At 61.0% G+C, this 24,015-nt stretch carries 24 protein-coding genes and 1 pseudogene; 14 read left to right on the plus strand and 11 right to left on the minus strand.

Annotated features, from left to right (window positions below):
- Window positions 1–2: 2 nt before the first annotated feature.
- On the minus strand, window positions 3–1,172 hold the full coding sequence (locus MOV76_RS20495) for a serine hydrolase (protein WP_247265170.1): 1,170 nt from the start codon (window positions 1,170–1,172) through the stop codon (window positions 3–5).
- 66 nt (window positions 1,173–1,238) lie between these two features.
- On the opposite strand from MOV76_RS20495, the gene MOV76_RS20500 reads away from it, so the two are divergent.
- The gene (locus MOV76_RS20500) at window positions 1,239–1,880 is read left to right on the plus strand and encodes a TetR/AcrR family transcriptional regulator (protein ID WP_247265171.1); all 642 of its coding nucleotides are present in this window, start codon (window positions 1,239–1,241) and stop codon (window positions 1,878–1,880) included.
- Window positions 1,881–1,984: 104 nt separating this feature from the next.
- On the opposite strand, the gene MOV76_RS20505 is transcribed toward MOV76_RS20500, so the two are convergent.
- Window positions 1,985–3,172, minus strand: a complete 1,188-nt coding sequence (locus MOV76_RS20505; RefSeq protein WP_247265172.1) for a YdgA family protein — start codon at window positions 3,170–3,172, stop codon at window positions 1,985–1,987.
- Window positions 3,173–3,407: 235 nt separating this feature from the next.
- On the opposite strand from MOV76_RS20505, the gene parC reads away from it, so the two are divergent.
- Window positions 3,408–5,663: a DNA topoisomerase IV subunit A gene (gene parC / locus MOV76_RS20510; protein ID WP_018241504.1), complete on the plus strand. Its 2,256-nt coding sequence runs from the start codon at window positions 3,408–3,410 to the stop codon at window positions 5,661–5,663.
- A gap of 211 nt (window positions 5,664–5,874) precedes the next feature.
- Window positions 5,875–6,333, plus strand: a complete 459-nt coding sequence (locus tag MOV76_RS20515) for an SRPBCC domain-containing protein (RefSeq protein ID WP_018241505.1) — start codon at window positions 5,875–5,877, stop codon at window positions 6,331–6,333.
- Here the strand turns inward: MOV76_RS20515 and MOV76_RS20520 are convergent.
- The 5 genes and pseudogenes from MOV76_RS20520 to hemB form a co-directional block, all read right to left on the minus strand.
- Window positions 6,317–6,711: pseudogene (locus MOV76_RS20520) on the minus strand (type II toxin-antitoxin system death-on-curing family toxin). The gene MOV76_RS20515 and the pseudogene MOV76_RS20520 sit on opposite strands and share 17 nt — an antisense overlap.
- A gap of 82 nt (window positions 6,712–6,793) precedes the next feature.
- The gene (locus MOV76_RS20525; RefSeq protein ID WP_168319366.1) at window positions 6,794–7,681 is read right to left on the minus strand and encodes a DMT family transporter; all 888 of its coding nucleotides are present in this window, start codon (window positions 7,679–7,681) and stop codon (window positions 6,794–6,796) included.
- Entirely contained in the window at window positions 7,682–8,458 is a 777-nt protein-coding gene (locus MOV76_RS20530; protein ID WP_018241509.1) for an arginyltransferase, read from the minus strand.
- A gap of 206 nt (window positions 8,459–8,664) precedes the next feature.
- Window positions 8,665–9,123: an RDD family protein gene (locus MOV76_RS20535; RefSeq protein WP_130749585.1), complete on the minus strand. Its 459-nt coding sequence runs from the start codon at window positions 9,121–9,123 to the stop codon at window positions 8,665–8,667.
- 281 nt (window positions 9,124–9,404) lie between these two features.
- The gene (hemB, locus tag MOV76_RS20540) at window positions 9,405–10,418 is read right to left on the minus strand and encodes a porphobilinogen synthase (protein WP_018447467.1); all 1,014 of its coding nucleotides are present in this window, start codon (window positions 10,416–10,418) and stop codon (window positions 9,405–9,407) included.
- A gap of 229 nt (window positions 10,419–10,647) precedes the next feature.
- Here hemB and MOV76_RS20545 point away from each other — a divergent pair, with 229 nt between their 5' ends.
- From MOV76_RS20545 to MOV76_RS20575, 7 genes are all read left to right on the plus strand, one after another.
- Window positions 10,648–11,085, plus strand: a complete 438-nt coding sequence (locus tag MOV76_RS20545) for a DUF6163 family protein (protein WP_018447468.1) — start codon at window positions 10,648–10,650, stop codon at window positions 11,083–11,085.
- A gap of 128 nt (window positions 11,086–11,213) precedes the next feature.
- Window positions 11,214–11,729: a transcriptional regulator LdtR gene (gene ldtR, locus MOV76_RS20550; RefSeq protein ID WP_018241512.1), complete on the plus strand. Its 516-nt coding sequence runs from the start codon at window positions 11,214–11,216 to the stop codon at window positions 11,727–11,729.
- Window positions 11,730–12,169: 440 nt separating this feature from the next.
- The gene (locus tag MOV76_RS20555) at window positions 12,170–13,471 is read left to right on the plus strand and encodes a murein L,D-transpeptidase (RefSeq protein WP_018241513.1); all 1,302 of its coding nucleotides are present in this window, start codon (window positions 12,170–12,172) and stop codon (window positions 13,469–13,471) included.
- A 215-nt stretch (window positions 13,472–13,686) separates the two neighbouring features.
- Entirely contained in the window at window positions 13,687–14,985 is a 1,299-nt protein-coding gene (gene glyA / locus MOV76_RS20560; RefSeq protein WP_247265173.1) for a serine hydroxymethyltransferase, read from the plus strand.
- A gap of 9 nt (window positions 14,986–14,994) precedes the next feature.
- The gene (gene nrdR, locus MOV76_RS20565) at window positions 14,995–15,471 is read left to right on the plus strand and encodes a transcriptional regulator NrdR (protein ID WP_003547190.1); all 477 of its coding nucleotides are present in this window, start codon (window positions 14,995–14,997) and stop codon (window positions 15,469–15,471) included.
- Window positions 15,472–15,474: 3 nt separating this feature from the next.
- Window positions 15,475–16,596, plus strand: coding sequence for a bifunctional diaminohydroxyphosphoribosylaminopyrimidine deaminase/5-amino-6-(5-phosphoribosylamino)uracil reductase RibD (gene ribD / locus MOV76_RS20570; RefSeq protein WP_247265174.1), 1,122 nt, complete (start codon window positions 15,475–15,477; stop codon window positions 16,594–16,596).
- Window positions 16,596–17,207 carry a riboflavin synthase gene (locus MOV76_RS20575; RefSeq protein WP_247265175.1) on the plus strand — a complete coding sequence of 204 codons (612 nt, stop codon included), beginning with the start codon at window positions 16,596–16,598 and terminating at the stop codon, window positions 17,205–17,207. The genes ribD and MOV76_RS20575 overlap by 1 nt, the downstream gene beginning before the upstream one ends.
- Window positions 17,208–17,236: 29 nt before the next feature.
- On the opposite strand, the gene MOV76_RS20580 is transcribed toward MOV76_RS20575, so the two are convergent.
- The 3 genes from MOV76_RS20580 to MOV76_RS20590 form a co-directional block, all read right to left on the minus strand.
- A complete protein-coding gene (locus tag MOV76_RS20580; RefSeq protein WP_247265176.1) occupies window positions 17,237–17,752 on the minus strand; it encodes a GNAT family N-acetyltransferase in 516 nt (171 codons plus the stop codon).
- A gap of 27 nt (window positions 17,753–17,779) precedes the next feature.
- On the minus strand, window positions 17,780–18,298 hold the full coding sequence (locus MOV76_RS20585; RefSeq protein ID WP_247265177.1) for a cupin domain-containing protein: 519 nt from the start codon (window positions 18,296–18,298) through the stop codon (window positions 17,780–17,782).
- Window positions 18,299–18,505: 207 nt separating this feature from the next.
- Window positions 18,506–18,865: a hypothetical protein gene (locus MOV76_RS20590; RefSeq protein WP_028733638.1), complete on the minus strand. Its 360-nt coding sequence runs from the start codon at window positions 18,863–18,865 to the stop codon at window positions 18,506–18,508.
- Window positions 18,866–19,212: 347 nt separating this feature from the next.
- Here MOV76_RS20590 and ribH point away from each other — a divergent pair, with 347 nt between their 5' ends.
- From ribH to MOV76_RS20605, 3 genes are all read left to right on the plus strand, one after another.
- Window positions 19,213–19,668, plus strand: a complete 456-nt coding sequence (gene ribH, locus MOV76_RS20595) for a 6,7-dimethyl-8-ribityllumazine synthase (protein ID WP_018241519.1) — start codon at window positions 19,213–19,215, stop codon at window positions 19,666–19,668.
- Window positions 19,669–19,671: 3 nt separating this feature from the next.
- Window positions 19,672–20,154 (plus strand): transcription antitermination factor NusB, encoded by a 483-nt coding sequence (nusB, locus tag MOV76_RS20600; protein ID WP_018241520.1) that lies wholly within the window; start codon window positions 19,672–19,674, stop codon window positions 20,152–20,154.
- A gap of 198 nt (window positions 20,155–20,352) precedes the next feature.
- On the plus strand, window positions 20,353–22,491 hold the full coding sequence (locus MOV76_RS20605; protein ID WP_130652156.1) for a sodium-translocating pyrophosphatase: 2,139 nt from the start codon (window positions 20,353–20,355) through the stop codon (window positions 22,489–22,491).
- Window positions 22,492–22,693: 202 nt separating this feature from the next.
- Here MOV76_RS20605 and MOV76_RS20610 read toward each other — a convergent pair whose 3' ends face one another.
- On the minus strand, window positions 22,694–23,227 hold the full coding sequence (locus tag MOV76_RS20610) for an outer membrane protein assembly factor BamE (protein ID WP_003547220.1): 534 nt from the start codon (window positions 23,225–23,227) through the stop codon (window positions 22,694–22,696).
- Window positions 23,228–23,363: 136 nt separating this feature from the next.
- On the opposite strand from MOV76_RS20610, the gene MOV76_RS20615 reads away from it, so the two are divergent.
- On the plus strand, window positions 23,364–24,005 hold the full coding sequence (locus MOV76_RS20615; protein WP_018241524.1) for a ubiquinol-cytochrome C chaperone family protein: 642 nt from the start codon (window positions 23,364–23,366) through the stop codon (window positions 24,003–24,005).
- Window positions 24,006–24,015: the final 10 nt, after the last annotated feature.

The following is a 24,015-nucleotide window of genomic DNA, read 5'->3' on the forward strand; positions in this document are numbered from 1 at the left end:
GCTCACAATGCCGCGTAGATCGCCTCGCGAAGATCGACTGTGAACTTGCCCCACATGCCCTCCAGCGTCGTGTTGGTCAGCGCAACGACGGTCAGCCCGTTGACGGGGTCGATGAACCAGCTATGGCCGTAGACGCCGCCCCATTTCAGCGTGCCCTTGGGGAAGGGGACACCTGCCTCGGCCGGATTGGTGATAACAGACCAGCCGAAGCCAAAGCCGGAGCCTGGTTCATGCTGCTGGCGGCGCCCGCCGGCCTGGTCCGTCATCATCATCCCTACGGTTTCGGTCGAGAGCAGCGGTGCGCCACCCCTACGGATGGTATCGAGCACGGCGAGCACGTCACCCGCCGTTCCCGCCATGCCGGCGCCGCCGGAATGATAGGAGGCGGGGTCGAAGATGCGGTTCGGTGCGAAGCGGATGGGACCCATCAGCGACATCACCACCGCATTCTCGCCCATCAGCCCGGGTTCCGGTGAAGCGTTCATATAGGCCGCGGCCAGCCGGCTGCGGTCGCGAACCGAAAACGCGGTATCGGCAAGGCCAAGCGGTTTGGTCACCAGTTCAGCGACGGCATCGCCCAACGGCACTCCCGTTTCGGCCTCGATGACGCCGCCGAGGACATCCATGGCGACGGAATATTGCCAGTCGCTGCCCGGCGCAAAGCGCAGCGGCACGCTGGCGATCCGCCGCAGGTTCTCGGCCAGCGGCAGTCCCGGTTCGGCAAGGCCGTCGGAAACGCCGGCGCTGATATAGGAACCGCCGTCCTCTTCGGAGAAGCTGTAGCCGAGGCCGGACGTATGGGTCAGCAGGTGGCGGATGCGGATGATCGCCTCTCCGCCGTCAGGCAGGCTCGGACGGAAATCCGGCAGCCATCTCGTCACGGCGTCGTCGAGCCCAATTCTTGCCTGCTCGACGAGCCGCATCGCGGCGATGGTGACGATCGGCTTGGTGATCGATGCAAGCCTGAAGATGGTGTCCTCGCGCATCGCCAGACCGCTTTCACGGTCGGCAAGGCCGGCGGCGCGGCGATGGACGATCTCTCCGTCGCGGGCAACGAGTACCACCGTTCCCACAAGCCGTTTGTCGTCGAGCGCGCTTGTGATTGCCGCATCGACCGCTGCGGCAAGGGATGAATTCCGGTCGGCGTCTGCCATTTCGAGGGGAAGACTCATCAGATTAAACCTTCTATAATCACAATGACCGTTCCTGAATATAGAAAGCCGTTTTGAATTTCTAGAGTGATCATTGTGAAAAATAGCACTAACATGAAAAATCCTGCCGCCCGCCGCCGCGGCCGCCCGCCTGCCTTCGACCGCGAGACTGTGCTGTCGGCGGCGCGCGAGACCTTCTGGGCGCATGGATATGAGGGCGCCTCGATCGCCGATCTCACTGCCGCTATGGGCATCACGCCGCAAAGCCTCTATGCCGCCTTCAACTCGAAGGCCGATCTCTATCGCGCCGCGCTCGAGCAATACCGAACGCTGGGCTCCGACACGTTTTCCGCGCTCGGCGATCCGATCGACACCGTCTCCGCCTTCGAGCGCATATTGCGGGGCTCGGCCGAGATTTTCTCGGCTCCGGAGCATCCTAAAGGCTGCATGATTTCGACGGCTGTGCTGAACTGCGCCAGCGAGAACGACGTGATCGCCGACCATGTTGCGGCGATGCGTCGTCGGTCGCTGGACGCTTTCACGGCAAGGATCGAGCGTGGCATCCGCGAGGGTGATATCAAGGCCGGAACGAACCCTCGCGCACTCGCACGGTTCCTCGGTGCCATCATCCAGGGCATGTCGGTGCAGGCGAGGGACGGGGCATCTCTTGAAGAATTGCTTGATATCGCAAACTTCGCCATTTCTGAAGTCGCCCGCCACCGCGCCTGAAAACGAAAAGGCCCGGCAGTCCGTGAACTGCCCCCGAAAGTTGGACGTCAACCTTTGGGGGGCAGTTCACTACTGCCGGGCCTTTCATCGCAAGATCGAAGCGATCAGTCGTTGGCGGTAACCTTGACGCCGAGCACCTGCGGCAGTGTGTTGGGAGCGCCCATGGCGGCGCCCACGATCGTCGGGAACGGTACCGGCTTTTCGGGAGCGGCCTTGACGGTCAGGCTCTTCGGATCGTCGAGGAAGGTGTTGACGGCAGCCGAAACGGCGTTCTGCAGTTCCGGGATATTGAGCTGCGCCAGCATGATCGGCGTCATCGCCTTCAGCGAATCCGCCATCTGCTTGCCCGACATGTTCTGCTGTGAACCGGCATAATCCAGCGCACGCTTGGTGATCGAGGCATCTTCGAAGCGCACCTGTGCTGCCTCGAAGGACAACTGCTGCATCAGGCCGAGCATGGCAAGGCCGAGCGCCTGCTGCGATTCTTCCTTGTTCGCACTGGCTTCGGATTGCTTCATCGCATCCTGCAGCGACTTCACGAAGGCCATCGTGTAGCCCGAGATCTTGAAGCCAAGGTTCAGCTTGCCGATGTTGGTGAAGTCGAAGGCGAATTCCGAAATGTCGATCGTGCCGGGGGCAATTTCCCAGGCGCCCTTCATGGTGATGTCGCCCTGGATGTGCTGCAGGGCCAGCTTCTCGATCGCGTCTTTGCTCTGCGGATCCTCGGCTTTGCTGAGATCGGCCTTCATGCTTTTGAACGCGCCGTCGAAATCGAAGCCGGATTCGTCTTCGCGCAATGTCAAATTGACGTCGCTTTCGAGCACCGAGAACATTTCCGCGCCGTCCTTGACCACCTTCAGCGGGCCGGTATGGGCGGTTTCGTAGAGCATCATGGTATCGAGCGTGTCGCCGCCCGCCGTTGCCGGGATCGAGATGCCGCCGAGCGTCAGCTCCTGCGCCGTTACCGTGACGCCGTCTTTCGTAGTGTTGATATCGGGGAAGGCGGCCTCTTCGATGTAATAGCCGCCATCCTCGTCTTCTTCGACGCCGGAAAGGGTGACTTCGCCGACGGCCAGGCTTTCGCCGCCGGCCGATTTGACGGTGACTTTCTTCAGCGTCGCGGTCGTGCCGTCGATATCGACGGCGTCAGCCGAAATCGTTCCTCCCTGTACGGCATAGGCGGCGTTGAGCTTCTTCAGCAGATCGGCGCCGTCGAGAGCGAAAGCCGAACCGGCGAGCGAGAAAAAGGCGGCGCCCGACAGCATCAGCCGCGTTGTCCGGGAAAAGTTCATGGGGTGTTTCCTCTGGTGGCGTGGTGGCGGTTGGAAATCTGCAGTTACGCTACTACGGATTGGGCCAGCTTTATATTTGCGGATCTCTAAATTTCTGTTGAGAGGAACGGCAAACGAAGTCCAAATTGCGGCGGAACGTTTGTGTCATCCTTTGATGTCAGTCCCAAGACTTCATCCACAGCCGTAATGGCCCGGATTCCTTGCCCGCCGGCCGCTTCTGAGCTAGTCAGGACCTATGGGACAAGAGATTTTGCCGCCTTCCGGCGGAGACGACGATCATATCCAACCGGTCGACCTCAAGGCGGCGCTCGAGCAGCGTTACCTTGCCTATGCGCTGTCGACCATCATGCACCGCGCCCTGCCTGACGTGCGCGACGGGCTGAAGCCGGTTCACCGCCGCATCGTCTATGCGATGAACGAGATGGGGCTGAGGCCGAACTCGGCCTTCAGAAAATGCGCCAAGATCGTCGGCGAGGTGATGGGTAACTACCATCCGCACGGCGACCAGTCGATCTACGACGCGCTTGCCCGTCTCGCCCAGGATTTCTCGCAGCGCTACACGCTGGTTAACGGCCAGGGCAATTTCGGCAATATCGACGGCGACAGCCCCGCCGCCATGCGTTACACCGAATCGAAGATGACTGCGGTCTCCGAACTGCTGCTTGAAGGCATCGATCAGGATGCCGTCGATTTCCGCGACACTTACGACGAATCGAATTCCGAGCCGGTCGTCCTTCCCGGCGCCTTCCCGAACCTGCTCGCCAACGGCTCCTCCGGCATCGCCGTCGGCATGGCGACCTCGATCCCGTCGCACAATGCTCACGAGCTTTGCGATGCTGCCCTGCATCTGATCAAGCATCCCGATGCGACCGTCGAAAAGCTCGTCGAATTCATTCCCGGCCCGGATTTCCCCACCGGCGGCATCATCATCGATAGCCGCGACAGCATCATCGAGAGCTACCGCACCGGCCGCGGCGGTTTCCGCGTGCGGGCGAAATGGCAGACGGAAGATCTCGGCCGCGGCGGCTACCAGATCGTCATCACCGAAATTCCCTTCCAGGTGCAGAAATCGCGGCTGATCGAGAAGATCGCAGAGCTGCTGATCGCCCGCAAGCTGCCGCTGCTGGAAGATATCCGCGACGAATCGGCCGAAGACATTCGTGTCGTGCTGGTGCCGAAGACTCGCAGCGTCGATCCGACGATCCTGATGGAATCGATGTTCAAGCTGACGGAGCTCGAAAGCCGCTTCCCGCTCAACATGAACGTGCTGTCCATGGGCCGCATCCCGCGGGTCATGGCGCTGAACGAGGTCCTGAGGGAGTGGCTGGACCACCGCCGCGAAGTTCTGCAGCGCCGCTCGCGCTTCCGACTGGCAGCGATCGACAGGCGCCTCGAAATCCTCAGCGGCCTGCTGGTCGCCTACCTCAACATCGATGAGGTCATCCGCATCATCCGCGAGGAGGACGAGCCGAAGCCGGTCATGATGGCGCGCTGGGATCTCACCGACAATCAGGTCGAGGCGATCCTCAATATGCGGTTGCGCGCCTTGCGCAAGCTGGAAGAGTTCGAGATCCGCAAGGAATTCGACGAACTCACCAAGGAAAAGGGCGAGATCGAGGCGTTGCTTTCCTCCGACGACAAGCAATGGCAGACGGTCGCCTGGGAAATCGGTGAGGTGAAGAAGAAATTCGCCAAGGCAACGGAGGTCGGCCGCCGCCGCACCCAGTTTGCCGACGCGCCCGAGACCGACGAGGAAGCAATCCAGCAGGCGATGATCGAGAAGGAACCGATCACCGTCGTCATTTCCGAAAAGGGCTGGATCCGCGCATTGAAGGGCCATATCGCCGATACGGCAACGCTGACCTTCAAGGAAGGTGACGGCTTGAAGATCGCCTTCCCGGCGCAGACGACGGACAAGATCCTGATCGTCACGACAGGCGGCAAGGCCTTCACACTCGGCGGCGACAAGCTGCCGGGCGGCCGCGGTCATGGCGAGCCGCTACGCATCATCGTCGATATGGATAACGACCAGGCGGTGCTGACCGCTTTTGTCCATGATCCCTCGCGCAAGCAGCTGATCGTCTCGACCGCCGGCAACGGCTTCGTCGTGCCTGAAGCCGAACTGGTCGCCAATACGCGCAAGGGCAAGCAGATCATGAACGTCGGGCTGCCCGAGGAAACGCAGCTGCTCGTGCCCGTCAGCGGCGACCATGTCGCCGTCGTCGGCGAAAACCGCAAGCTGCTGGTATTCCCGCTGGCGCAGGTGCCGGAAATGTCGCGCGGCAAGGGCGTGCGTCTGCAGCGTTACAAGGATGGCGGCATTTCCGACGTCCGTTGCTTCGCGATATCAGACGGCCTCGTCTGGGAAGACAGCGCCGGCCGCACCTTCACGAAGAACAAGGATGAACTTGCCGAATGGCTGGCCGACCGCGCCACCGCCGGCCGCACCGTGCCGAAGGGCTTCCCGCGCAGCGGTAAATTCGCCGGCTGAGGCACGAGAGCACCGCGCGTCTTTTCAGGCGCGCAAAGAACGCTGTAAAACTTAGATGCAGTAAATTCCGCGCCCGAGTCTTGGCGGGCGCGACAATTCCTCTATTTCAATCCTGTTAGCAAAAATATGAGTAGGCCGGCTCCGGAGGCGGACGGAATGGCCGCAGGCCGCGCACGGGAGGAGTGTGCGCGCCATTACCGGAGGAAAATAGATGCCCGCCAGCACCATCAAACTGCATGTCAGCCACACCTACAGGGTGCCGCCCGCCGTTGTCTACGACGCCTGGCTTAACCCCGAAATCGCCCGCCGCTTCCTGTTTGCGACCGATGACGGTCACGTCATCCGCGCCGATATCGATCCGCATGTCGGCGGCCGTTTCTTCGTCGTCGACCGCCGCCCGACCGGCGACGCCTTCCACCAGGGTGTCTTCCTGGAACTGAAGCGCCCGCAGCGCATGGTCTTCAGCTTTTCCGTCGAGGAACACGACCACAATTGCGACCGTGTCGAAATCAACATCGAGCCTCTTGGCGGCGGCAGTCGTCTGACGCTGACCCACGAAATGTGCGCCGAATGGGCCGAACACGAGGAAAAGACCCGGCAAGGCTGGGCGCATGTGGTCGAAGGGCTTGGCAGGGAACTGGAGCAGCAGCAGTTCAAGGCGACGGGTTGAGCGGTATGCTGAAATCTCGAAGGAAGCGGGTCGCACCTTCCTCGTCGATCTCGCCTGCGGCTACCTCTAGTACAAATGCAATGACCTGCGCGTTGTCGGCATTGATGACATAGCGGTTGATGTAGAGAAACGTAAACGCCGCGAGACAGCCGGTACGCCTGTTTCCATCAGCGAATGGGTGGTTTCTAACAATGGCATAGAGATAGGCTGCGGCGAGTACGAAGATGTCGGTCTCGCCGTATGCAGCCTTGTTAAGCGGGCGCGCTAAGGTTTCCAATGCATTGGCATCCCGCAGGCCAGGCAGACCGCCTGCTCGGCGATTTGCTCATCGTGCATATTTTCAATCGCTTGGCGGCTCAGCCACTGAAGCCGTATCATTTCGCGAGTTCGCGGAGTGCCACCTGGTTTTATCCTCTGTGATAACGGCGTTATAACATGAGGCCGAGCAGGCGAGAACGTCCTAGCCTGCCATTTGAACGATGCTTTTCCTCCGCACCATCCAGACGGAATGGGCTGCGATCGCCGCCACCAGGATGCCGCCCCCGACCAGTGTCATCGTCGTCGGCGTTTCGGCAAAGATCAGCCAGACCCAGATCGGTGCGAGCACGGTTTCGAGCAGGTAGAACATGCCGACTTCAGGTGCGGAGAGGTAACGCGGCCCGGTCGCCAGGCACCAGAGGGCAAGCGGCATCATCACCGCACCGTTGAAGAGGATCCAGGCGGGATGCTCGATCGAAAAACCGCCTGCCGGCATGACCGAGATCAGGCCGACCGCCGCCGGCAGCACCGTCGAAAGCAGGGAGACGAAGCCCATCTCCCGGCGCGAGGCGCGGCTGATGGTGATGGCGGCGGCAATGATGAAGGCGGTCAGCAGCGCCATGCTGTCGCCGAAGAGATGGCCGCTCGAAAGCCCGTCCTGGACGATCAGGCCGACGCCGACGATCATCGCCGCCATGGCGATCAGCGTAGCTAGCGCCGGCCGCTCCTTGAGGAAAATCCAGGAAAGCAGGGCGGCGAACATCGGATTGAAGGCGACGATGAAAACGACATTGGCCGTCGAGGTATTGAAAACGGCAAGAAGGAAGACCACCGTCGTCAGCCCGTAGAGCAGGCCGGTGACGAGGCCCGGCCACCCCGGCACGAGCACTGGCCACCGCCCGTTGGCGATCCTGAGCACTGTGGCGACCAGAAGCGTCACGCCAAGGGTCGCGATGCTTCTCGCGGCAAGGATCGACCACAGCTCGCCGTCGGCGAGCCGCATGAGCGGGATATCCACGGAAAGCGCCAGCCCGCCGATCGCCGTCAGCAGCAGGCCCTTCCGATGGTCGGAAAGAGCGGTGGGGAACATTCAGTCGTGGGTGCTCTCGGGCATGGACGAGGGATCGAAGCGTTCCCAGCCGCGCGGGGTCAGATGCTCCTGCGGCTGGAAGCGCGTCTTGTAGTCCATTTTCCGCGACCCTTGAACCCAGTAGCCGAGATAGACATGCGGCAGTCCCAGCGCTTTTGTGCGCCTGACATGGTCGAGAATCATGAAAGTGCCGAGCGAACGCCGTTCAAGCGCCGGATTGAAATAGGAATAGACCATCGACAGCCCGTCGCTCATCGTGTCGGTAAGGGCGGCAGCCAGCAACTCGCCCTTTGGTCGCTGCTCCAGTCCCGAGCCTTCCTCGCGCCGGCGATATTCGATGATTCTCGTATTCACATGCGTGTCTTCCACCATGATTGCATAGTCGAGCACGGTCATGTCGGACATGCCGCCCTGCTGGTGGCGAAAATCGAGATAGCGTCGGAAGAGCGAATATTGTTCGCTGGAAGGTTGGGCTGCGAATTCGGTGGCGATGACGTCGGAATTGGCGCCAAGCACCCGCTTCATCGATTTCGTCGGCTCGAACTCCTGGGCGAGAATTCGCACGGAAACGCAGGCGCGACAGGATTCGCAGGCCGGGCGATAAGCGATGTTCTGCGAGCGGCGGAAACCGCCCTGCGTCAGGATGTCGTTCATCTCGGCGGCGCGCGGGCCGACCAGATGGGTGAACACCTTTCGCTCCATCTCATGCGGCAGGTACGGACACGCAGCCGGAGCCGTCAGATAAAACTGCGGTGATGGCGTCGTCTGCGTATTCATTTGTCGCGGAAATTTCCTTGTCGAGACCGTGCCGTTTCCTGACAGCATGACCTAAGAATAAAAAACGTCAACAGCGGGGCGTTTTTCGCCCTTCATATCAGTCTTCTAATTTTAAATATGGAGCGCTGGCGCCCGTCCGCAAAGAGAAGGCGGAGACTTTATTTCGTCTCCGCCCCGGGATCGCATTTAGGGTTTCAGCCAAGGTATCAGGCTGTGCGCACCGTCGCCGTGCCGACCAGCAGGTCGTGGACGAGACGGCTGCGCTCGATAAACAGGCCGGCAAGCAGGATGAGCGGCGTCAGCACCGAGTTGAGGATCCAGAACAGCGCCAGATGCACGATCGCCGTCATGAAATCCATCGGCCGTCCATCGACGCGCACGATCGCGATACCCATCGCGCGCATGCCGAAAGAGGCCTGGCTCGGCCCGCCCACAGTCAGGCCGAAGTAAATGCCGGCGACGATGACGAAGAGGGCAGGGTAGAGAAAGAAGCCGAGCCCCAGCGTGACGATCGACAGGAAGAACAGCACAATCGCCGCGGGAATGCAGAGCAGCGCCACGATGACATAGTCGAGAATGAAGGCGAAGACCCGGCGGCTCAACACGCCGCTATAGGCGCGCCAGTCCTCCGGGGCGGCATAAAGCGGATTGGGGTTGTAGCTCATCTCAATCTCCTCAGGAAAAGCGATGCCGCTGATATGGTATCGGCAGGGCAAAATGCAATAATCTGCCTCAGATGCGAATGGTTTTAGGCCGGATCGGCCCAAAACCATCCGCATCTAAATTAAAGAAATGGAGCATGATGTCGTCCGAAAACCGCGGACACTTTTCGGCATCATGCACTACAACGCCGCGCGTCTTTTGAGATGCGCGAAGGACGCTGTAGCACTTTGAATCGCTGCATAATTTTATCCTTAAATCGATTCCGATTTAAGGAATTATGCAGTCACCGCTTTGCGAGAATTTTCGCCACTTCGACCGCGAAATAGGTGAGGACACCGTCGCATCCCGCCCGCTTGAACGACAGCAGCGTTTCGAGCATCGCCCGCTCGCCATCGATCCAGCCGTTCATCGCCGCCGCCTTGATCTGCGTATATTCGCCGGAAACCTGGTAAGCGAAGGTCGGCAGGCCGAAGGCCTCCTTCATCCGCCAGCAGATATCGAGATAGGGCAGGCCGGGCTTGACCATCAGCATGTCGGCGCCTTCTTCGACGTCGAGGGCCGCGTCGCGGATTGCCTCGGTGCCGTTGGCGGGGTCGATATAATAGGTCTTCTTGTCGCCTTTCAGCAGCCCGCCCGTCGAGATCGCCTCGCGATAGGGACCGTAGAAGGCGGAGGCGAATTTCGTCGCATAGCTCATGATGCCGACGCTCTGGTGGCCGGCCGCATCGAGCGCCATGCGGATCGCGCCGATGCGCCCGTCCATCATCTCCGACGGCGCGATGATGTCTGCGCCGGCATCCGCCTGCATGACGGCGGCGCGTGCGACCTGGTCAACGGTCTCGTCGTTGACGATCTCGCCGCCCCTGAGAATGCCGTCATGGCCGTGGCTGGTGAAGGGATCGAGCGCGACGTCGGTAATGACGCCGATATTGGGCACCGCCTTCTTGATCGCCGCCGTCGTCTGATTGATCAGATTGTTGGCCTCGAGGCTGTTCGAGCCGGTCTCGTCACGCAGTTCCATCTCGATATTCGGAAAGGTGGCAAGCGCCGGAATGCCGAGGCCGGCCGCTTCGCGCGCGGCTTCCACGGCCTTGTCGATGCTCATGCGGTTGACGCCCGGCATGGCCGGGATCGGATCGATGATGCCGGAACCCGGCACGATGAAGATCGGCCAGATCAGGTCATCGACCGTCAGCCGGTTCTCCTGCACCAGCCGGCGTGTCCAATCCGCCTTGCGGTTGCGCCGCATGCGGCGATGACCGGTGATGTCGTCGACGAGATGCGTCCTGTCCTGCATGATATCTGTCCTTGGCCCATTCCATTTATCGGAGCGCTCATTATCATGGCGCCTGGAAAATCCAAACCGGACGATTGGCCGCGGCGGAAAAACCTCTGGCGCATAACCCGAAAATCGAAATGGATTTTCGGGTTATGCGCCAACTCGATGTTATAGAGCGTCCCTGGCGCGTCGTGTCAGACGCGCGGGCGCCCTTGTGAAGATGCAACCCCAAACCGATGTCTGCGCTATGGAAACCGAATCCCCGACGATACCGAAACGCACACTGGCGGATATCCTCTTCATTCTCTTCCTGAGGCTGGTTGCCGTATCCTGCTTCTGGTTTGGCCTGCAATATTGGGCGATGCTCGTCGGCTATTCGCTGGTCGGCGCCGGCCGCTTCGATCTTTTGAGCCTGCCGTGGAAGGTGGCGAGCACCAGCCTCGCCGTGCTCTTCCCCGTCGCCTCCCTCGGCCTCTGGCTCACCGTCTCCTGGGGACCGGTCATCTGGGTGCTGGCCGCCGGCGGGCAGATCCTCATGTATGGCCTGCTGCCGGATATTTTCGGACCCAACCAGCTGATCATCCTGCTGCATCTCATGGTCGCCGTCGTCTACTGGATTTTCCGCCTGCTGCTGTGGCTGGAAAAGCGCCGGCACCGCCGCCAGGTAAGTGTTGATTTACCCTGAGACAACGTGGGGTTAGCGGTAAGGCTCCGTTAAGCCTGCGGTTTAAGTCGAATTTTATATGTATTCGATAGGGTCTCACTCAAGGCGGGAAGAAAACACACCGCCAAACAAACAGTGAGGCAGTCAATATGAACACGAAAATTAAGCCGCAGGCGGTATCGAACTTCCGTGACCAGCAGGATCATGACATCCGTGATCTTTACATGGAATCCCTTCACCTCGTTGAACGTCTGCACCGTCGTCTTCTCGACGTCATCAAGGACGAATTCGACCGTCAGGGTCGCAGCGATGTCAACGCCATCCAGGCGCTGCTCCTTTTCAACATCGGCAACTCCGAGCTGACCGCCGGCGAGCTGCGCTCGCGTGGCTACTATCTCGGCTCCAACGTCTCCTACAACGTCAAGAAACTGGTCGATCTCGGTTTCATCAACCACCAGCGCTCGCGCATCGACCGCCGCTCGGTCCGCATCAGCCTGACCGAAACCGGCCAGGACATCGCCGAAACGGTGGCCAAGCTCTACGAACGCCACATCGCCTCGATCGACAAGGTCGGCGGCATCGGCACCGACGAGTTCACGCAGATGAACAAACTGCTCCAGCGTCTGGACCGTTTCTGGAACGACCAGATCCTGTACCGTCTCTAAGACTCCTGACCTCCTTCAGGGTTGCAGAAAATCGGACGTGTTCCCTGCACGTCCGATTTGTCGTTTGATCCGCGTGGCATCTTTGCAACGCATGGCAGGCAAGCGCAAAGCCCGGTATTCAAGCCGTTTTTTAGCCGTTATTAACCGGCACGCTTTACCCCGTCATATGGTTCGTTGTGTCGTGTTTCCGGTAGCCGGCAGTCCTTCTACCCGCCCGGCAACACGAATTGGCCATATTGGTGTGGCAGCGGAAGGCTTAACAACCGGCGCTTTCAATGGACCGATCAGGAATGCTGGCTGTCGCATCGCAATCTAGTGATGGGGCAAGCGGAATTTTTTGATGCGCCGGGACAACGAATGGACTGGGATCTGCGTTAAAGCGCAGTGATATCGCAAAGAGCCGCGGCATCTCTTTATCGCCGCAGTCAGTGGTTGGGACTATGTCGAAGAAAAACGGAATTGAAGCTCTCTCGCGCCGCGCTTTCCTTGCGTCAGCGGCAACGGTTGGCGCCAGCGCGATTGCTGCGCCGGCATTCGCGCAATCGGCGCTCGATACGCTGATCAATGCGCCGCGCCGCGGCAACTGGGACGACCAGTTTGACGCCAAGGCGGCTTCGCGCACGGCGACCGCCATGGTTTCCAACACGCCGATCCTCGGCCCGCAGTCGGTTGCGAGCGCGCAGCAGGCGATCATGCAGTATCAGCAGATCGCCGCAGCCGGCGGCTGGCCTGAGGTCAATCCCGGTGACCAGCGCCTGCAGCTCGGCGTCAGCTCTCCTTCCGTCCAGGCGCTGCGCCAGCGCCTTGCGATCACCGGCGACCTGCCGCGCGAAGCCGGCATGTCCAATGCCTTCGATTCCTATGTCGATGGCGCCGTCAAGCGCTTCCAGGCCCGCCACGGTCTGCCGTCCGATGGCGTTCTCGGCGAATTCACGCTGAAGGCGATGAACATTCCAGCCGATGTCCGCCTGCAGCAGCTGAACACCAATCTGATCCGCCTGCAGACCTTCCCCGAAGACATGGGCCGCCGTCACCTGATGGTCAACATCCCGGCCGCTTATGTCGAGGCTGTCGAAGACGGCAGTGTCGCGACGCGCCACACCGCGGTTGTCGGCCGCTTGAGCCGCCCGACGCATCTCGTCAATTCGAAGATTTACGAGGTCATCCTCAATCCTTACTGGACGGCGCCGCGCTCGATCGTCGAAAAAGACATCATGCCGCTGATGCGCAAGGATCCGACCTATCTCGAAAAGAATGCCATCCGCCTGATCGACGGCAAGGGCAATGAAGTCGCCCCCGAGACCGTCGATTGGAACGGCGAGGCGCCAAACCTGATGTTCCGTCAGGACCCCGGCAAGATCAACGCCATGGCCTCGACGAAGATCAACTTCTACAACAAAAACGGCGAGTATATGCACGACACGCCGCAGCAGGGCCTGTTCAACAAGCTGATGCGCTTCGAATCGTCGGGCTGCGTCCGCGTTCAGAACGTTCGCGACCTGACGAACTGGCTGTTGCGCGAGACCCCCGGCTGGAGCCGCCAGCAGATGGAGCAGGTGATCGCAACCGGCGTCAACACGCCGATCAAGCTCGCTGCCGAAGTTCCTGTCTATTTCGTCTACATCTCTGCCTGGGGCATGCCCGACGGCATCGTCCAGTTCCGCGACGACATCTATCAGATGGACGGCAATGCCGAGCTGGCGCTCGACACCACGGCGGGCATGGAACAGCCGGTCCAATAATCGGCGACCTCTGCATCGTGATTTGAGAACCGCGCTTTCGGGCGCGGTTTTTTATGTCCGAGGAGGTGCTCCTCGATGTGGTCGCCAAGGATCGGCGCGGTGCGACCACAAAAGAGCGTGAGCGCGCGCTTTGCTCAGCAAATGTCGTTCTTCGTATTGCCCTCGCCACGGCGGAAGGCTAATACCTCAGCGCATTCCAGTTGAGGAGCCCGCCCATGACCAATGCTTCCACCGAATCCTTCTTCAATCGCTCGCTTGCGGACGTCGATCCGGACATTTTCAGCGCGATCGGAAAGGAACTCGGTCGCCAACGGCACGAGATCGAACTGATCGCTTCTGAGAACATCGTCTCCCGCGCCGTGCTGGAAGCCCAGGGCTCCATCATGACCAACAAATATGCCGAGGGTTATCCCGGCAAGCGTTATTACGGCGGCTGCCAGTTCGTCGATATCGCCGAGGAACTGGCGATCGAGCGCGCCAAGAAGCTGTTCGGCGTCAATTTCGCCAACGTCCAGCCGAATTCCGGCTCGCAGATGAACCAGGCGGTGTTCCTGGCGCTGCTGCAGCCGGGTGACACCTTCATGGGTCTCGACCTGAATTCGGGCGGCCACCTCACGCATGGTTCGCCGGTCAACATGTCCGGCAAGTGGTTCAATGTCGTCTCCTACGGCGTGCGCGAAGGCGACAACCTGCTCGACATGGATGAAGTCGAGCGCAAGGCCAAGGAAACCAAGCCGAAGCTCATCATCGCCGGCGGCACTGCCTATTCCCGCATTTGGGACTGGAAGCGTTTCCGCGAGATCGCCGATTCGGTTGGCGCCTATCTCATGGTCGACATGGCCCATATTGCCGGCCTCATTGCCGGTGGTGTTCATCCGTCGCCATTCCCGCATTGCCATGTCGCGACGACGACGACCCACAAGTCGTTGCGCGGCCCACGCGGCGGCGTCATCCTCACCAATGACGAGGATCTGGCGAAGAAGTTCAATTCGGCAGTCTTCCCCGGTTTGCAGGGTGGCCCGCTGATGCACATCATCGCCGCCAAGGCTGTCGCCTTCGGCGAGGCGCTGCAGCCTGAATTCAAGGATTATGCCGCCCAGGTCGTCAAGAACGCCAAGGCGCTCGCCGAAACGCTGATATCGGGCGGCCTCGACGTCGTCTCCGGCGGCACCGACAACCACCTGATGCTGGTCGACCTTCGCAAGAAGAACGCCACCGGCAAGCGCGCCGAGGCAGCGCTTGGCCGCGCCTATGTCACCTGCAACAAGAACGGCATTCCCTTCGATCCGGAAAAGCCCTTCGTCACCTCGGGCGTGCGCCTCGGCGCACCGGCCGGCACGACCCGCGGCTTCAAGGAAGCTGAATTCCGCGAGATTGGCAATCTCATCGTCGAGGTCCTCGACGGGCTGAAGGTCGCCAATTCCGATGAAGGCAACGCTGCCGTCGAAGCCGCTGTGCGCGGCAAGGTGGTCAACCTCACCGACCGCTTCCCCATGTACGGCTACATGGGATAAGGAGTAGGGATGCGCTGCCCCTATTGCGGTTCGGAAGATACCCAGGTCAAGGATTCGCGCCCGGCGGAGGACAACACGTCCATCCGCCGGCGGCGTATCTGTCCCGATTGCGGCGGCCGCTTCACCACGTTCGAACGTGTGCAACTGCGCGAGTTGATGGTCATCAAGAAGACCGGACGCAAAGTGCCCTTCGACCGCGACAAGCTGGTGCGCTCCTTCGAGGTGGCGCTGCGCAAACGCCCGGTCGAGCGCGACCGCATAGAGCGCGCCGTCTCCGGTATCGTCCGCCGGCTTGAAAGCTCCGGTGAGACCGAGATCTCCTCCGAGCAGATCGGCCTGCAGGTGTTGGAAGCCATGAAGAGCCTCGATGATGTCGGCTTCGTGCGCTACGCCTCGGTCTATCGGGATTTCTCGCTTGCCGAGGATTTCGAGAAGGTTATTTCCGAAATCAACGCCAAGATCGCCCGCGACCCGCTGGACAGGTGAGCCATGAGCATCACGCCGCATGACGAACGTTTCATGGCGGCGGCGATCCGTCTTTCGCGCTGGCATCTCGGCCGCACCGCCACCAATCCTTCCGTCGGCTGTCTGATCGTCAAGGACGGCGTCATCGTCGGCCGTGCCGTGACGGCGCTCAGTGGCCGCCCCCATGCCGAGACGCAGGCGCTCGCAGAAGCCGGCGCGCTCGCCCGCGGCGCCACTGCCTATGTGACACTCGAACCCTGCTCGCATCACGGCAAGACGCCGCCCTGTTCCGAGGCGCTGATCGCCTATGGTGTTGCCCGCGTCGTCATCAGCGTCACCGATCCCGATCCGCGGGTCTCCGGCCGCGGCATCGCCATGCTGCGCGAGGCCGGTATAGAGGTGGATGCCGGCGTGCTGGAGGCGGAGGGCCGGCAGTCGCTTGCCGCCTATCTCACCCGCCAGACGAAGAACCGGCCCTATGTGACTCTCAAACTTGCCGTTTCCGCCGATGGCATGATCGGCCGCCAGGGGGCAGGGCAGGTGGCGATAACCGGCCCGGAGGCCCGCGCCCAGGTGCAGGCGCTGCGCGCCGAAACCGATGCCATCCTGGTCGGCATCGGTACCGCGATTGCGGATGATCCGCTGCTGACTGTGCGCTCGCCAGGTCTTGAATCACAATCGCCAATCCGCATCGTCCTCGATCCTTCCCTGGCATTGCCGCTGACCAGCAGGCTCGTCGGGACGGCGCGGGAGGTTCCGGTCATCGTGGTGGCGAGTGAGGAAGGATCATTGTCGCAGGCAGAGGAGGATATCGCATCCACAGAGATGGACTCCCGCCGCGCAGCCCTCGAGGCCGCCGGCGTCGAGGTCGTCCATTGCAATCCCTACCATCCGGAAGTCCTGCTGCCGGCACTCGCGACGCGCGGTATTTCCTCGCTTCTGGTCGAGGGCGGTGCAAAGACGGCGCGGCTTTTCCTCGAGGCTGGCCTCGTCGATCGCATCCAGCTCTACCAGGCGCCTGTTGTGATTGGCGAGGGTGGTATTGAATCCCCGCTTGATGCAACCGACATACCATCGGGTTTTGCCCATACGGGCACGCTGATGTTCGGCGGCGATCGCCTGGACGAATACGAAAGAGGGCTTTGATGTTCACCGGAATAGTCACCGATGTCGGCACGGTCGAATCCGTTTCCCCGCTGAAGGAAGGTATCCGGCTGCGGGTCGCGACCGCCTATGATCCCTCAACCATCGATATGGGCGCCTCGATCTCTCACGCCGGCATCTGCCTGACTGTCACTGGACTTCCGACCGAGGGAAGCAACGGCCGCTGGTTCGAGGTCGAGGCCTGGGAAGAGGCGCTGCGGCTGACGACGATCGGCACCTGGCGAGAGGGCAGCCGCATCAATCTCGAACGGTCGCTGAAGATCGGCGATGAACTCGGCGGCCACATCGTTTCCGGCCATGTCGACGGCAAGGCGGAAATCCTCTCGGTGACAGCAGAGGGCGACGCCACGCGCTACCGCCTGCGCGCGCCCGAACATCTGGCGAAATTCGTCGCCCCCAAGGGGTCGATTGCACTCGACGGTACTTCGTTGACGGTCAATGCCGTCGACGGCACGGATTTCGACGTGCTGCTCATCCGGCACACGCTTGAGGTCACCACCTGGGGCGAGCGCAAGGCCGGCGATTTCGTCAATTTCGAAGTCGACACCATGGCGCGTTATGCCGCCCGGCTGGCTGAGTTCCCCAGCACATAACCGTCGAAAATCGGAATGGACGCGGCGCTCTAACGCGAAAATTGAATGATATCGCCGTTGTACTGCGTGCGCGCCGTCTCGCGGAAGCCGAGCTTGGCCGCGACCCGCAATGAGGCCTGGTTCTCGGGACTGATGATGCAGCTCATCGGTTTTCCCGGGAAATGCGTTTCCGCCCAGCCGATCAGGACGGTCAGCGCCTCGGTGGCATAACCGCGGCCGTGCGCCGAGGGCATCAGCGCCCAGCCGACCTCCATCGTCCCCTCGATCGAGGGTTCCATCTCGCGCCGGGCTTCCAGGAAGCCCGCTTCGCCGATGAACCGGCCGCTCTCCTTTTCGACGATCGCCAGAAAACCGAAGCGCATATGATGCCACATGCCGGCAACGCGTAGCATGCGGCTCCAGCTCTGCTCGCGTGTCGATGGCACGCCGGTGATGAAGCGCACGACATCCTCGTCCGCCCATAGTGCCGCATGCGCGTCGAAATCGTCGAGGCGGTGAGGGCGAAGCGTCAGCCGCGCCGTTTCGAGGGTTGGAATGTCGGTCACATGGGGTCCTTGTGAAAAAACGTGTCCTCAGGCGCCGGGCTCGCCGTCCCAATAGTCGAGATCGCCTTCCGGCCGTCCGATATGACGGAAGCGCTTGGTTTCTGTATTGTCCCTGTTGGTCTTGGCCCAGTTCGTTTTGGCAAGGAACTTTCCGGAATCGGGATATTCGACGATCTCGGTCTTCGCCATCGTCGAAATGCCGAGATAGACGAGTGTGGCCGTGCCAGTATTGATGATCTGGTGCGCCGTTTCAGGCCCGCCGGCCGGCGCGCCGAGCACGTCGCCCGCCTTGATAACATGGCGCGCGTCGCCGAAGCGATATTCGCCAGAGCCCGCGATCACATAGAAGAGCTCGTCTTCGACATGGTGGTTGTGGAAGGGGCAGCCTGATTTGCCGGGAGGTACCTCGTTGTAGCTGACGCCGAGGCTGGCCAAGCCAAGAAGCGCACCGAAAGAGGTGTCGGTGCTTTCATAGAGCTCGCCCTGTTTCCAGTGGTCGAGCTTGAGATCGGCGGGATTGATCACCGCCTTCGGTTCCGTTGCCATGACGCCCTCCTGTTTCAGCAAGAGAAGCCGTCATCCCAGGAAAATTCAATGCTTATCTCTGATATCCCCAGCATGGGCGGAGAGGAGACCGCCGCCCATGCTTCGAGCGCCGTGCGTCGAATAGGACGCGTGAAGGACGCTCTATCACTTCGACCCACGCATACCCCCGAAGATCGTTCCGATTTTCGAGGTTATGCGCTGGAGCCGTCAACGAACGTAGAAGGTTATGCTTCCATCGGCCGCCTGCTCGGCGTTGACCACATTGCGAATGTTGACACCTTCATTGTTGAGACGGTGGGCAAGCGACCTGTTGGCATCGATCGACGCCTGGATGCCACGGATAGCCTCGCCGGAGCGCAGCGGTGCCGAGTGTGGGCCGCTCGTCTCGTCGTCGAAGTTGCGCCAGTTGTAAACCTCCTGGACATTGAAATCATTGCCCTGGAAACCCCTGAGCGTCTGTTCGATGCCTTGAGGGGTGTTCATTCCGAGGCTTTCGGCCCGGCTGACGCCGGCAAAGGCGAGGGAGGAGAGGGCGGCAGCGAGGGTGATGGTGAGAACGCGGTGCATGATTTGTATCCTTTCATCTGCTTAGACGGTCGGCTGTCGTTGCAGGGGATCGTCTGCGTCACGACATGGAATTGGCGCTCTCCCTTCCGCGATTCAATGGGTTAAGCCACTGAAAATACGTTAAGAATTGTTCATGAAAACTGCCTTCGAATTGCCGCTTTCGAGGCATCGCGGAAAGTCGGTTTTGGAAGCTTGCCCAGCTGTGGATCCGTGGTGGTGCTATCCCCTTGCAGATATTTCCTCTTTCGTATTGCGGCATCGGGCGAAATTGCTTGCCATTCGGACGAAGGCATGTTTTGACCGCGGGCTGCCGAGTGGGAAAATGTCCCGCCAACCGAAGGTGAACCATGTCGAGAGAGACCGCTCCCCATATTTTGATCGTTGAGGCCCGCTTCTACGACGACATGGCCGACGCCCTGCTCGAAGGCGCGACCTTCGCATTGACAGAGGCCGGCGCCACCTTCGAGGTCGTCACCGTCCCCGGCGCACTGGAAATTCCGGCGGCGATTGCCATGTCGCTCGATGGAGACGACAATGGCGGAACGCATTATGACGGCTATGTCGCCCTCGGCATGGTCATTCGCGGCGAGACGTATCACTTCGATATCGTGTCGAATGAATCCTCGCGCGCCTTGATGGATCTCGCGGTCAGCGAGTCCCTTGCCATCGGCAACGGCATCCTGACCGTCGAAAACGACGAACAGGCATGGGCGCGCGCGCGCCGCTCGGACAAGGACAAGGGCGGATTTGCCGCTCGTGCAGCTCTGACCATGATCGAGCTGAAGCAGAAACTGGGTGCATAACGAATGAACGACGACAAGACGGAACGGCCGGTCAAGACTGCAAACCAGCGGGGCGCTGCCCGTCTTGCTGCCGTTCAGGCACTTTATCAGATGGATGTCGGCGGCACCGGCGTTCTGGAGATCGTAGCCGAATACGAGGCGCACCGTCTTGGCCAGGAACTCGACGGCGCGACCTATCTGAAGGCCGATGCCGCCTGGTTCCGTTCCATCGTCTCCGGCGTCGTGCGCGATCAGGTCCGCCTCGATCCGCTGATTGCCGCAGCCCTGCAGGATGATTGGGCCTTGTCGCGCCTCGACAGCACCGTGCGCGCCATCCTGCGCGCCGGCGTCTTCGAGATCACCGACCGCAAGGACGTTCCGGTGGCGGTCATCGTTACCGAATATGTCGAGATCGCCCAGGCTTTCTTCGATGACGACGAGCCGAAGCTCGTAAACGCCGTGCTCGACCGCATCGCAAAGCAGGTTCGCGGCGAGGCGAAGAAATAAGTCTTTCGCCGCCAAATAGTCCTCCCGCTTCTTTCTTCGCACCGCAATGGTTTTCGCCCGTTGCGGTCTTGACGCCACGTGATCGACCACGCAATCTCCGCAACGCTTAGCTGTGGCATTTCTGTGGAGAGGAAGGCGATTCGGCGGCGTATCTGCCGGAGAAGGAGTGATCTCCGGCCTATGGGAGGAAAGAGCGAAATGACGATTCTTTTATGCGTAATCGCATGCGGTCTGCTCTCGGTGGTTTATGCCGCCTGGGCAACCCGGTCGGTGCTTGCCGCCGATCAGGGCAATAGCCGCATGCAGGAGATCGCGGGCTATATCCGCGAAGGCGCTCAAGCCTATCTGACGCGCCAGTACAAAACCATTGCCATTGTCGGCGTTGTTGTTTTCGTTTTAGCCTGGCTGCTTCTTTCCGCCGAGGCCGCGATCGGCTTCCTGATCGGCGCCGTGCTTTCCGGTGCTGCCGGTTTCATCGGCATGCACGTTTCCGTCCGCGCCAATGTGCGCACCGCCCAGGCGGCTTCCGTCAGCCTTTCCGCCGGCCTCGACATCGCCTTCAAGTCGGGTGCGATCACCGGCATGCTGGTGGCTGGCCTGGCGCTGCTCGGCGTCTCCATCTACTATACGGTCTTGACCGTCGGGCTCGGCCATGAGAGCGGCTCGCGCGAAGTCATCGATGCGCTGGTGGCGCTCGGCTTCGGCGCTTCGCTGATCTCGATCTTCGCCCGTCTCGGCGGCGGCATCTTCACCAAGGGCGCCGATGTCGGCGGCGATCTGGTCGGCAAGGTGGAAGCCGGCATTCCCGAAGACGATCCGCGCAACCCGGCAACGATTGCCGATAACGTCGGCGACAATGTCGGCGACTGCGCCGGCATGGCCGCCGACCTTTTCGAGACCTATGCGGTCTCAGTCGTCGCTACCATGGTTCTCGCTGCGATCTTCTTTGCCGGCGCGCCGATCCTCCAGTCTGCGATGGTCTATCCGCTGGCGATCTGCGGCGCCTGCATCATCACCTCGATCATCGGCACCTTCTTCGTCAAGCTCGGCTCGAACGGCTCGATCATGGGCGCTCTCTACAAGGGCCTCATCGTCACCGGCCTACTGTCGATCGTCGGACTTGGTGCTGCCACTTCGCTCACCATAGGCTGGGGATCGATCGGTTCCGTCGGAGGCGCCGACATATCAGGCGCGCACCTCTTCTTCTGCGGCATCGTCGGCCTCGTCGTCACTGCGCTGATCGTGGTGATCACCGAATATTATACCGGCACGGGCAAGCGTCCGGTCGTCTCGATCGCCCAGGCCTCGGTCACCGGTCATGGCACCAACGTCATCCAGGGCCTAGCCGTCTCACTGGAATCGACGGCGCTGCCGGCGATCGTCATCGTCGGCGGCATTCTCGCCACCTACCAGCTCGGCGGCCTGTTCGGCACCGGTATTGCGGTCACGGCGATGCTCGGCATCGCCGGCATGATCGTCGCGCTCGACGCCTTCGGACCGGTGACGGACAATGCCGGCGGTATCGCCGAAATGGCGCATCTGCCGCCGGAGGTGCGCAAATCCACTGATGCGCTCGATGCCGTCGGCAATACGACCAAGGCCGTCACCAAGGGTTATGCCATCGGCTCCGCCGGTCTCGGCGCCCTGGTTCTCTTCGCTGCCTACTCCTACGACCTCAAATATTTTGCAGCGAATGGCGACAAGTTCCCTTATTTCGCCGGCATCGGCGAAATTTCCTTCGATCTTTCCAACCCTTACGTGGTGGCGGGATTGATCTTCGGAGGTCTCATTCCCTACCTCTTCGGTGGCATCGCCATGACCGCCGTCGGCCGTGCTGCCGGCGCAATCGTCGAGGAAGTGCGCCGTCAGTTCAAGGAAAAGCCCGGCATCATGCAAGGCACGGAAAAGCCGGATTACGGCAGGGCGGTCGACCTTTTGACCAAGGCCGCCATCCGCGAGATGATCGTGCCGTCGCTGCTGCCGGTGCTGGCGCCTATCGTCGTCTATTTCGGCGTTCTTCTCATCTCCGGTTCCAAGGCCTCCGCCTTTGCCGCCCTCGGCGCATCGCTGCTCGGCGTCATCATCAACGGCCTCTTCGTCGCTATCTCGATGACATCGGGCGGCGGCGCCTGGGACAATGCCAAGAAGAGCTTCGAAGACGGGTTCGTCGATAAGGACGGCGTGCGCCACATGAAGGGCTCGGATGCACACAAGGCCTCCGTCACCGGTGATACCGTCGGCGATCCTTACAAGGATACCGCCGGCCCTGCCGTCAACCCGGCGATCAAGATCACCAACATCGTCGCGCTGCTCTTGCTTGCCGTTCTCGCCGGATAAACAACGCCGCCTTGGCGTGGTGCACTTCACGCCGAAGCAGAGGCCATTACAGCGCCGCGCGTCTTTCTAGACGCGCAAAGGACGCTGTAACACTTTGAATGGCTGCATGATGTTATCCTTAAATCGACTCCGATTTAAGGAATCATGCAGTAAAAAACCCGCCGGAGCGATCCGGCGGGTTTTTCGTATGAGGCGTGTCCGATCAGCGCAGGCTGCTTGGGTTCTGCGGCGTGCCGCCGGCGCCACCGCCGAACAGGCTGCGGGCAGCACTCGCGGCGCTGCCGCCGGAAAGCATCTGTTGCAGGAAGGTGAGCTCCTTGCCGCCGGTCGGTGTGACGCGTCCGATCGTGTCGAACACCTTGCCGTCCTGCAGCGCATAGTTGGCGCGGCGGCTGACGACGCCGTCCTTGTCGAAATAGATCGCCAGAACGCTCTGATCGACGACCTTCAGCTTCTGGAAGGCGACGGCACGCGTGCGCCGCTGCGAGATGTAATAGAAGACTTCGCCGTCGAAGGTCGCCGTCGTCGACGGGGTGCCCAGCGAAAGCAGCACCTGCTCGCGGCTGGAGCCTTCCGGAACGAGGTTCAGCGACTGCTGGTCGGCGACGTAGCCGCCATTGAGCACGGTGCTGGTCTGGCAACCGGAGAGAGCGGTGGTGGAGGCGATTATGAAGGCAATGGCCGCGCTGCTGAAGAATTTCACGTCAGACTTGAAATACCGTTTATTCAACGACATCTACTCCCTTGAGTGTCGATAGCAGCCATTTGGGGCCTTGCACGCTTTCCTCCTGCAAAACCATTGTGGCCATTCCGGGTCGAATTTCCCGAATTCGCTTCGCTGACGCATCGAAGGCGTCGTCCCGAAACAGGCCATGATCGGCATTGCAATTCGCGCCTGCTTCGGTAAACCAGCTTTCGAAATCATGCAACAAGGCCAGACGCCGGCCGGCATGAAGAATGAGGCATTTCCGGAAAAAACAATGATCTTCGGGCTCTTCCGCAAGAAAAACAACAATCAGGCGATCGTCGACAGGCAATATGCGGCCCTGACGGCCGCCGCGCGCATGCCGGAGATCTATGAGCGGCTCAATGTGCCGGATACGGTCATGGGCCGTTTCGAGATGCTGTCGATTGCGATGATTCTGTTTTTTCGCCGCACACGTGCTTCCGCCACCAGCGGCCAGGAGATCGCCCAGGAGATCGTCGACGCTTTCTTCCAGGATATCGACTATTCGATCCGCGAACTCGGCATCGGCGACAACAGCGTGCCAAAGCGCATGAAGAAGCTCGCCGGCATGTTTTACGGCCGGCTCGAAGCCTATTCGAAGGCGATGGACACAGGCGATGCCGAAGCCCTCGCTGTCGCTCTTCAGCGCAATATCTACCCCGAAACCTCGGCGCCTGCCGATATGACCGGCCTCGCCGGATGGATGATGGCCGCAGAATCGCATCTGTCCGCCGTCCCCGAAGAGGTGATCACCACCGGTTCGGTAACGCTCCCGGCGGTCGCCTGAAGGAGGAAAC

It is taken from the genome of Rhizobium sp. PRIMUS64 (assembly GCF_023006465.1).
GTDB classification, from domain to species: domain Bacteria; phylum Pseudomonadota; class Alphaproteobacteria; order Rhizobiales; family Rhizobiaceae; genus Rhizobium; species Rhizobium leguminosarum.

What these genes read in the sequence shown, in the direction of transcription:
- MOV76_RS20495 (WP_247265170.1), bottom strand. Translation starts at nt 1,172, where the DNA reads ATGAGTCTTCCCCTCGAAATGGCAGACGCCGACCGGAATTCATCCCTT.
- MOV76_RS20505 (WP_247265172.1), bottom strand. Translation starts at nt 3,172, where the DNA reads ATGAACTTTTCCCGGACAACGCGGCTGATGCTGTCGGGCGCCGCCTTT.
- parC (WP_018241504.1), top strand. Translation starts at nt 3,408, where the DNA reads ATGGGACAAGAGATTTTGCCGCCTTCCGGCGGAGACGACGATCATATC.
- MOV76_RS20515 (WP_018241505.1), top strand. Translation starts at nt 5,875, where the DNA reads ATGCCCGCCAGCACCATCAAACTGCATGTCAGCCACACCTACAGGGTG.
- MOV76_RS20525 (WP_168319366.1), bottom strand. Translation starts at nt 7,681, where the DNA reads ATGTTCCCCACCGCTCTTTCCGACCATCGGAAGGGCCTGCTGCTGACG.
- MOV76_RS20530 (WP_018241509.1), bottom strand. Translation starts at nt 8,458, where the DNA reads ATGAATACGCAGACGACGCCATCACCGCAGTTTTATCTGACGGCTCCG.
- MOV76_RS20535 (WP_130749585.1), bottom strand. Translation starts at nt 9,123, where the DNA reads ATGAGCTACAACCCCAATCCGCTTTATGCCGCCCCGGAGGACTGGCGC.
- hemB (WP_018447467.1), bottom strand. Translation starts at nt 10,418, where the DNA reads ATGCAGGACAGGACGCATCTCGTCGACGACATCACCGGTCATCGCCGC.
- MOV76_RS20545 (WP_018447468.1), top strand. Translation starts at nt 10,648, where the DNA reads ATGGAAACCGAATCCCCGACGATACCGAAACGCACACTGGCGGATATC.
- ldtR (WP_018241512.1), top strand. Translation starts at nt 11,214, where the DNA reads ATGAACACGAAAATTAAGCCGCAGGCGGTATCGAACTTCCGTGACCAG.
- MOV76_RS20555 (WP_018241513.1), top strand. Translation starts at nt 12,170, where the DNA reads ATGTCGAAGAAAAACGGAATTGAAGCTCTCTCGCGCCGCGCTTTCCTT.
- glyA (WP_247265173.1), top strand. Translation starts at nt 13,687, where the DNA reads ATGACCAATGCTTCCACCGAATCCTTCTTCAATCGCTCGCTTGCGGAC.
- nrdR (WP_003547190.1), top strand. Translation starts at nt 14,995, where the DNA reads ATGCGCTGCCCCTATTGCGGTTCGGAAGATACCCAGGTCAAGGATTCG.
- ribD (WP_247265174.1), top strand. Translation starts at nt 15,475, where the DNA reads ATGAGCATCACGCCGCATGACGAACGTTTCATGGCGGCGGCGATCCGT.
- MOV76_RS20575 (WP_247265175.1), top strand. Translation starts at nt 16,596, where the DNA reads ATGTTCACCGGAATAGTCACCGATGTCGGCACGGTCGAATCCGTTTCC.
- MOV76_RS20585 (WP_247265177.1), bottom strand. Translation starts at nt 18,298, where the DNA reads ATGGCAACGGAACCGAAGGCGGTGATCAATCCCGCCGATCTCAAGCTC.
- MOV76_RS20590 (WP_028733638.1), bottom strand. Translation starts at nt 18,865, where the DNA reads ATGCACCGCGTTCTCACCATCACCCTCGCTGCCGCCCTCTCCTCCCTC.
- ribH (WP_018241519.1), top strand. Translation starts at nt 19,213, where the DNA reads ATGTCGAGAGAGACCGCTCCCCATATTTTGATCGTTGAGGCCCGCTTC.
- nusB (WP_018241520.1), top strand. Translation starts at nt 19,672, where the DNA reads ATGAACGACGACAAGACGGAACGGCCGGTCAAGACTGCAAACCAGCGG.
- MOV76_RS20605 (WP_130652156.1), top strand. Translation starts at nt 20,353, where the DNA reads ATGACGATTCTTTTATGCGTAATCGCATGCGGTCTGCTCTCGGTGGTT.
- MOV76_RS20610 (WP_003547220.1), bottom strand. Translation starts at nt 23,227, where the DNA reads ATGTCGTTGAATAAACGGTATTTCAAGTCTGACGTGAAATTCTTCAGC.
- MOV76_RS20615 (WP_018241524.1), top strand. Translation starts at nt 23,364, where the DNA reads ATGATCGGCATTGCAATTCGCGCCTGCTTCGGTAAACCAGCTTTCGAA.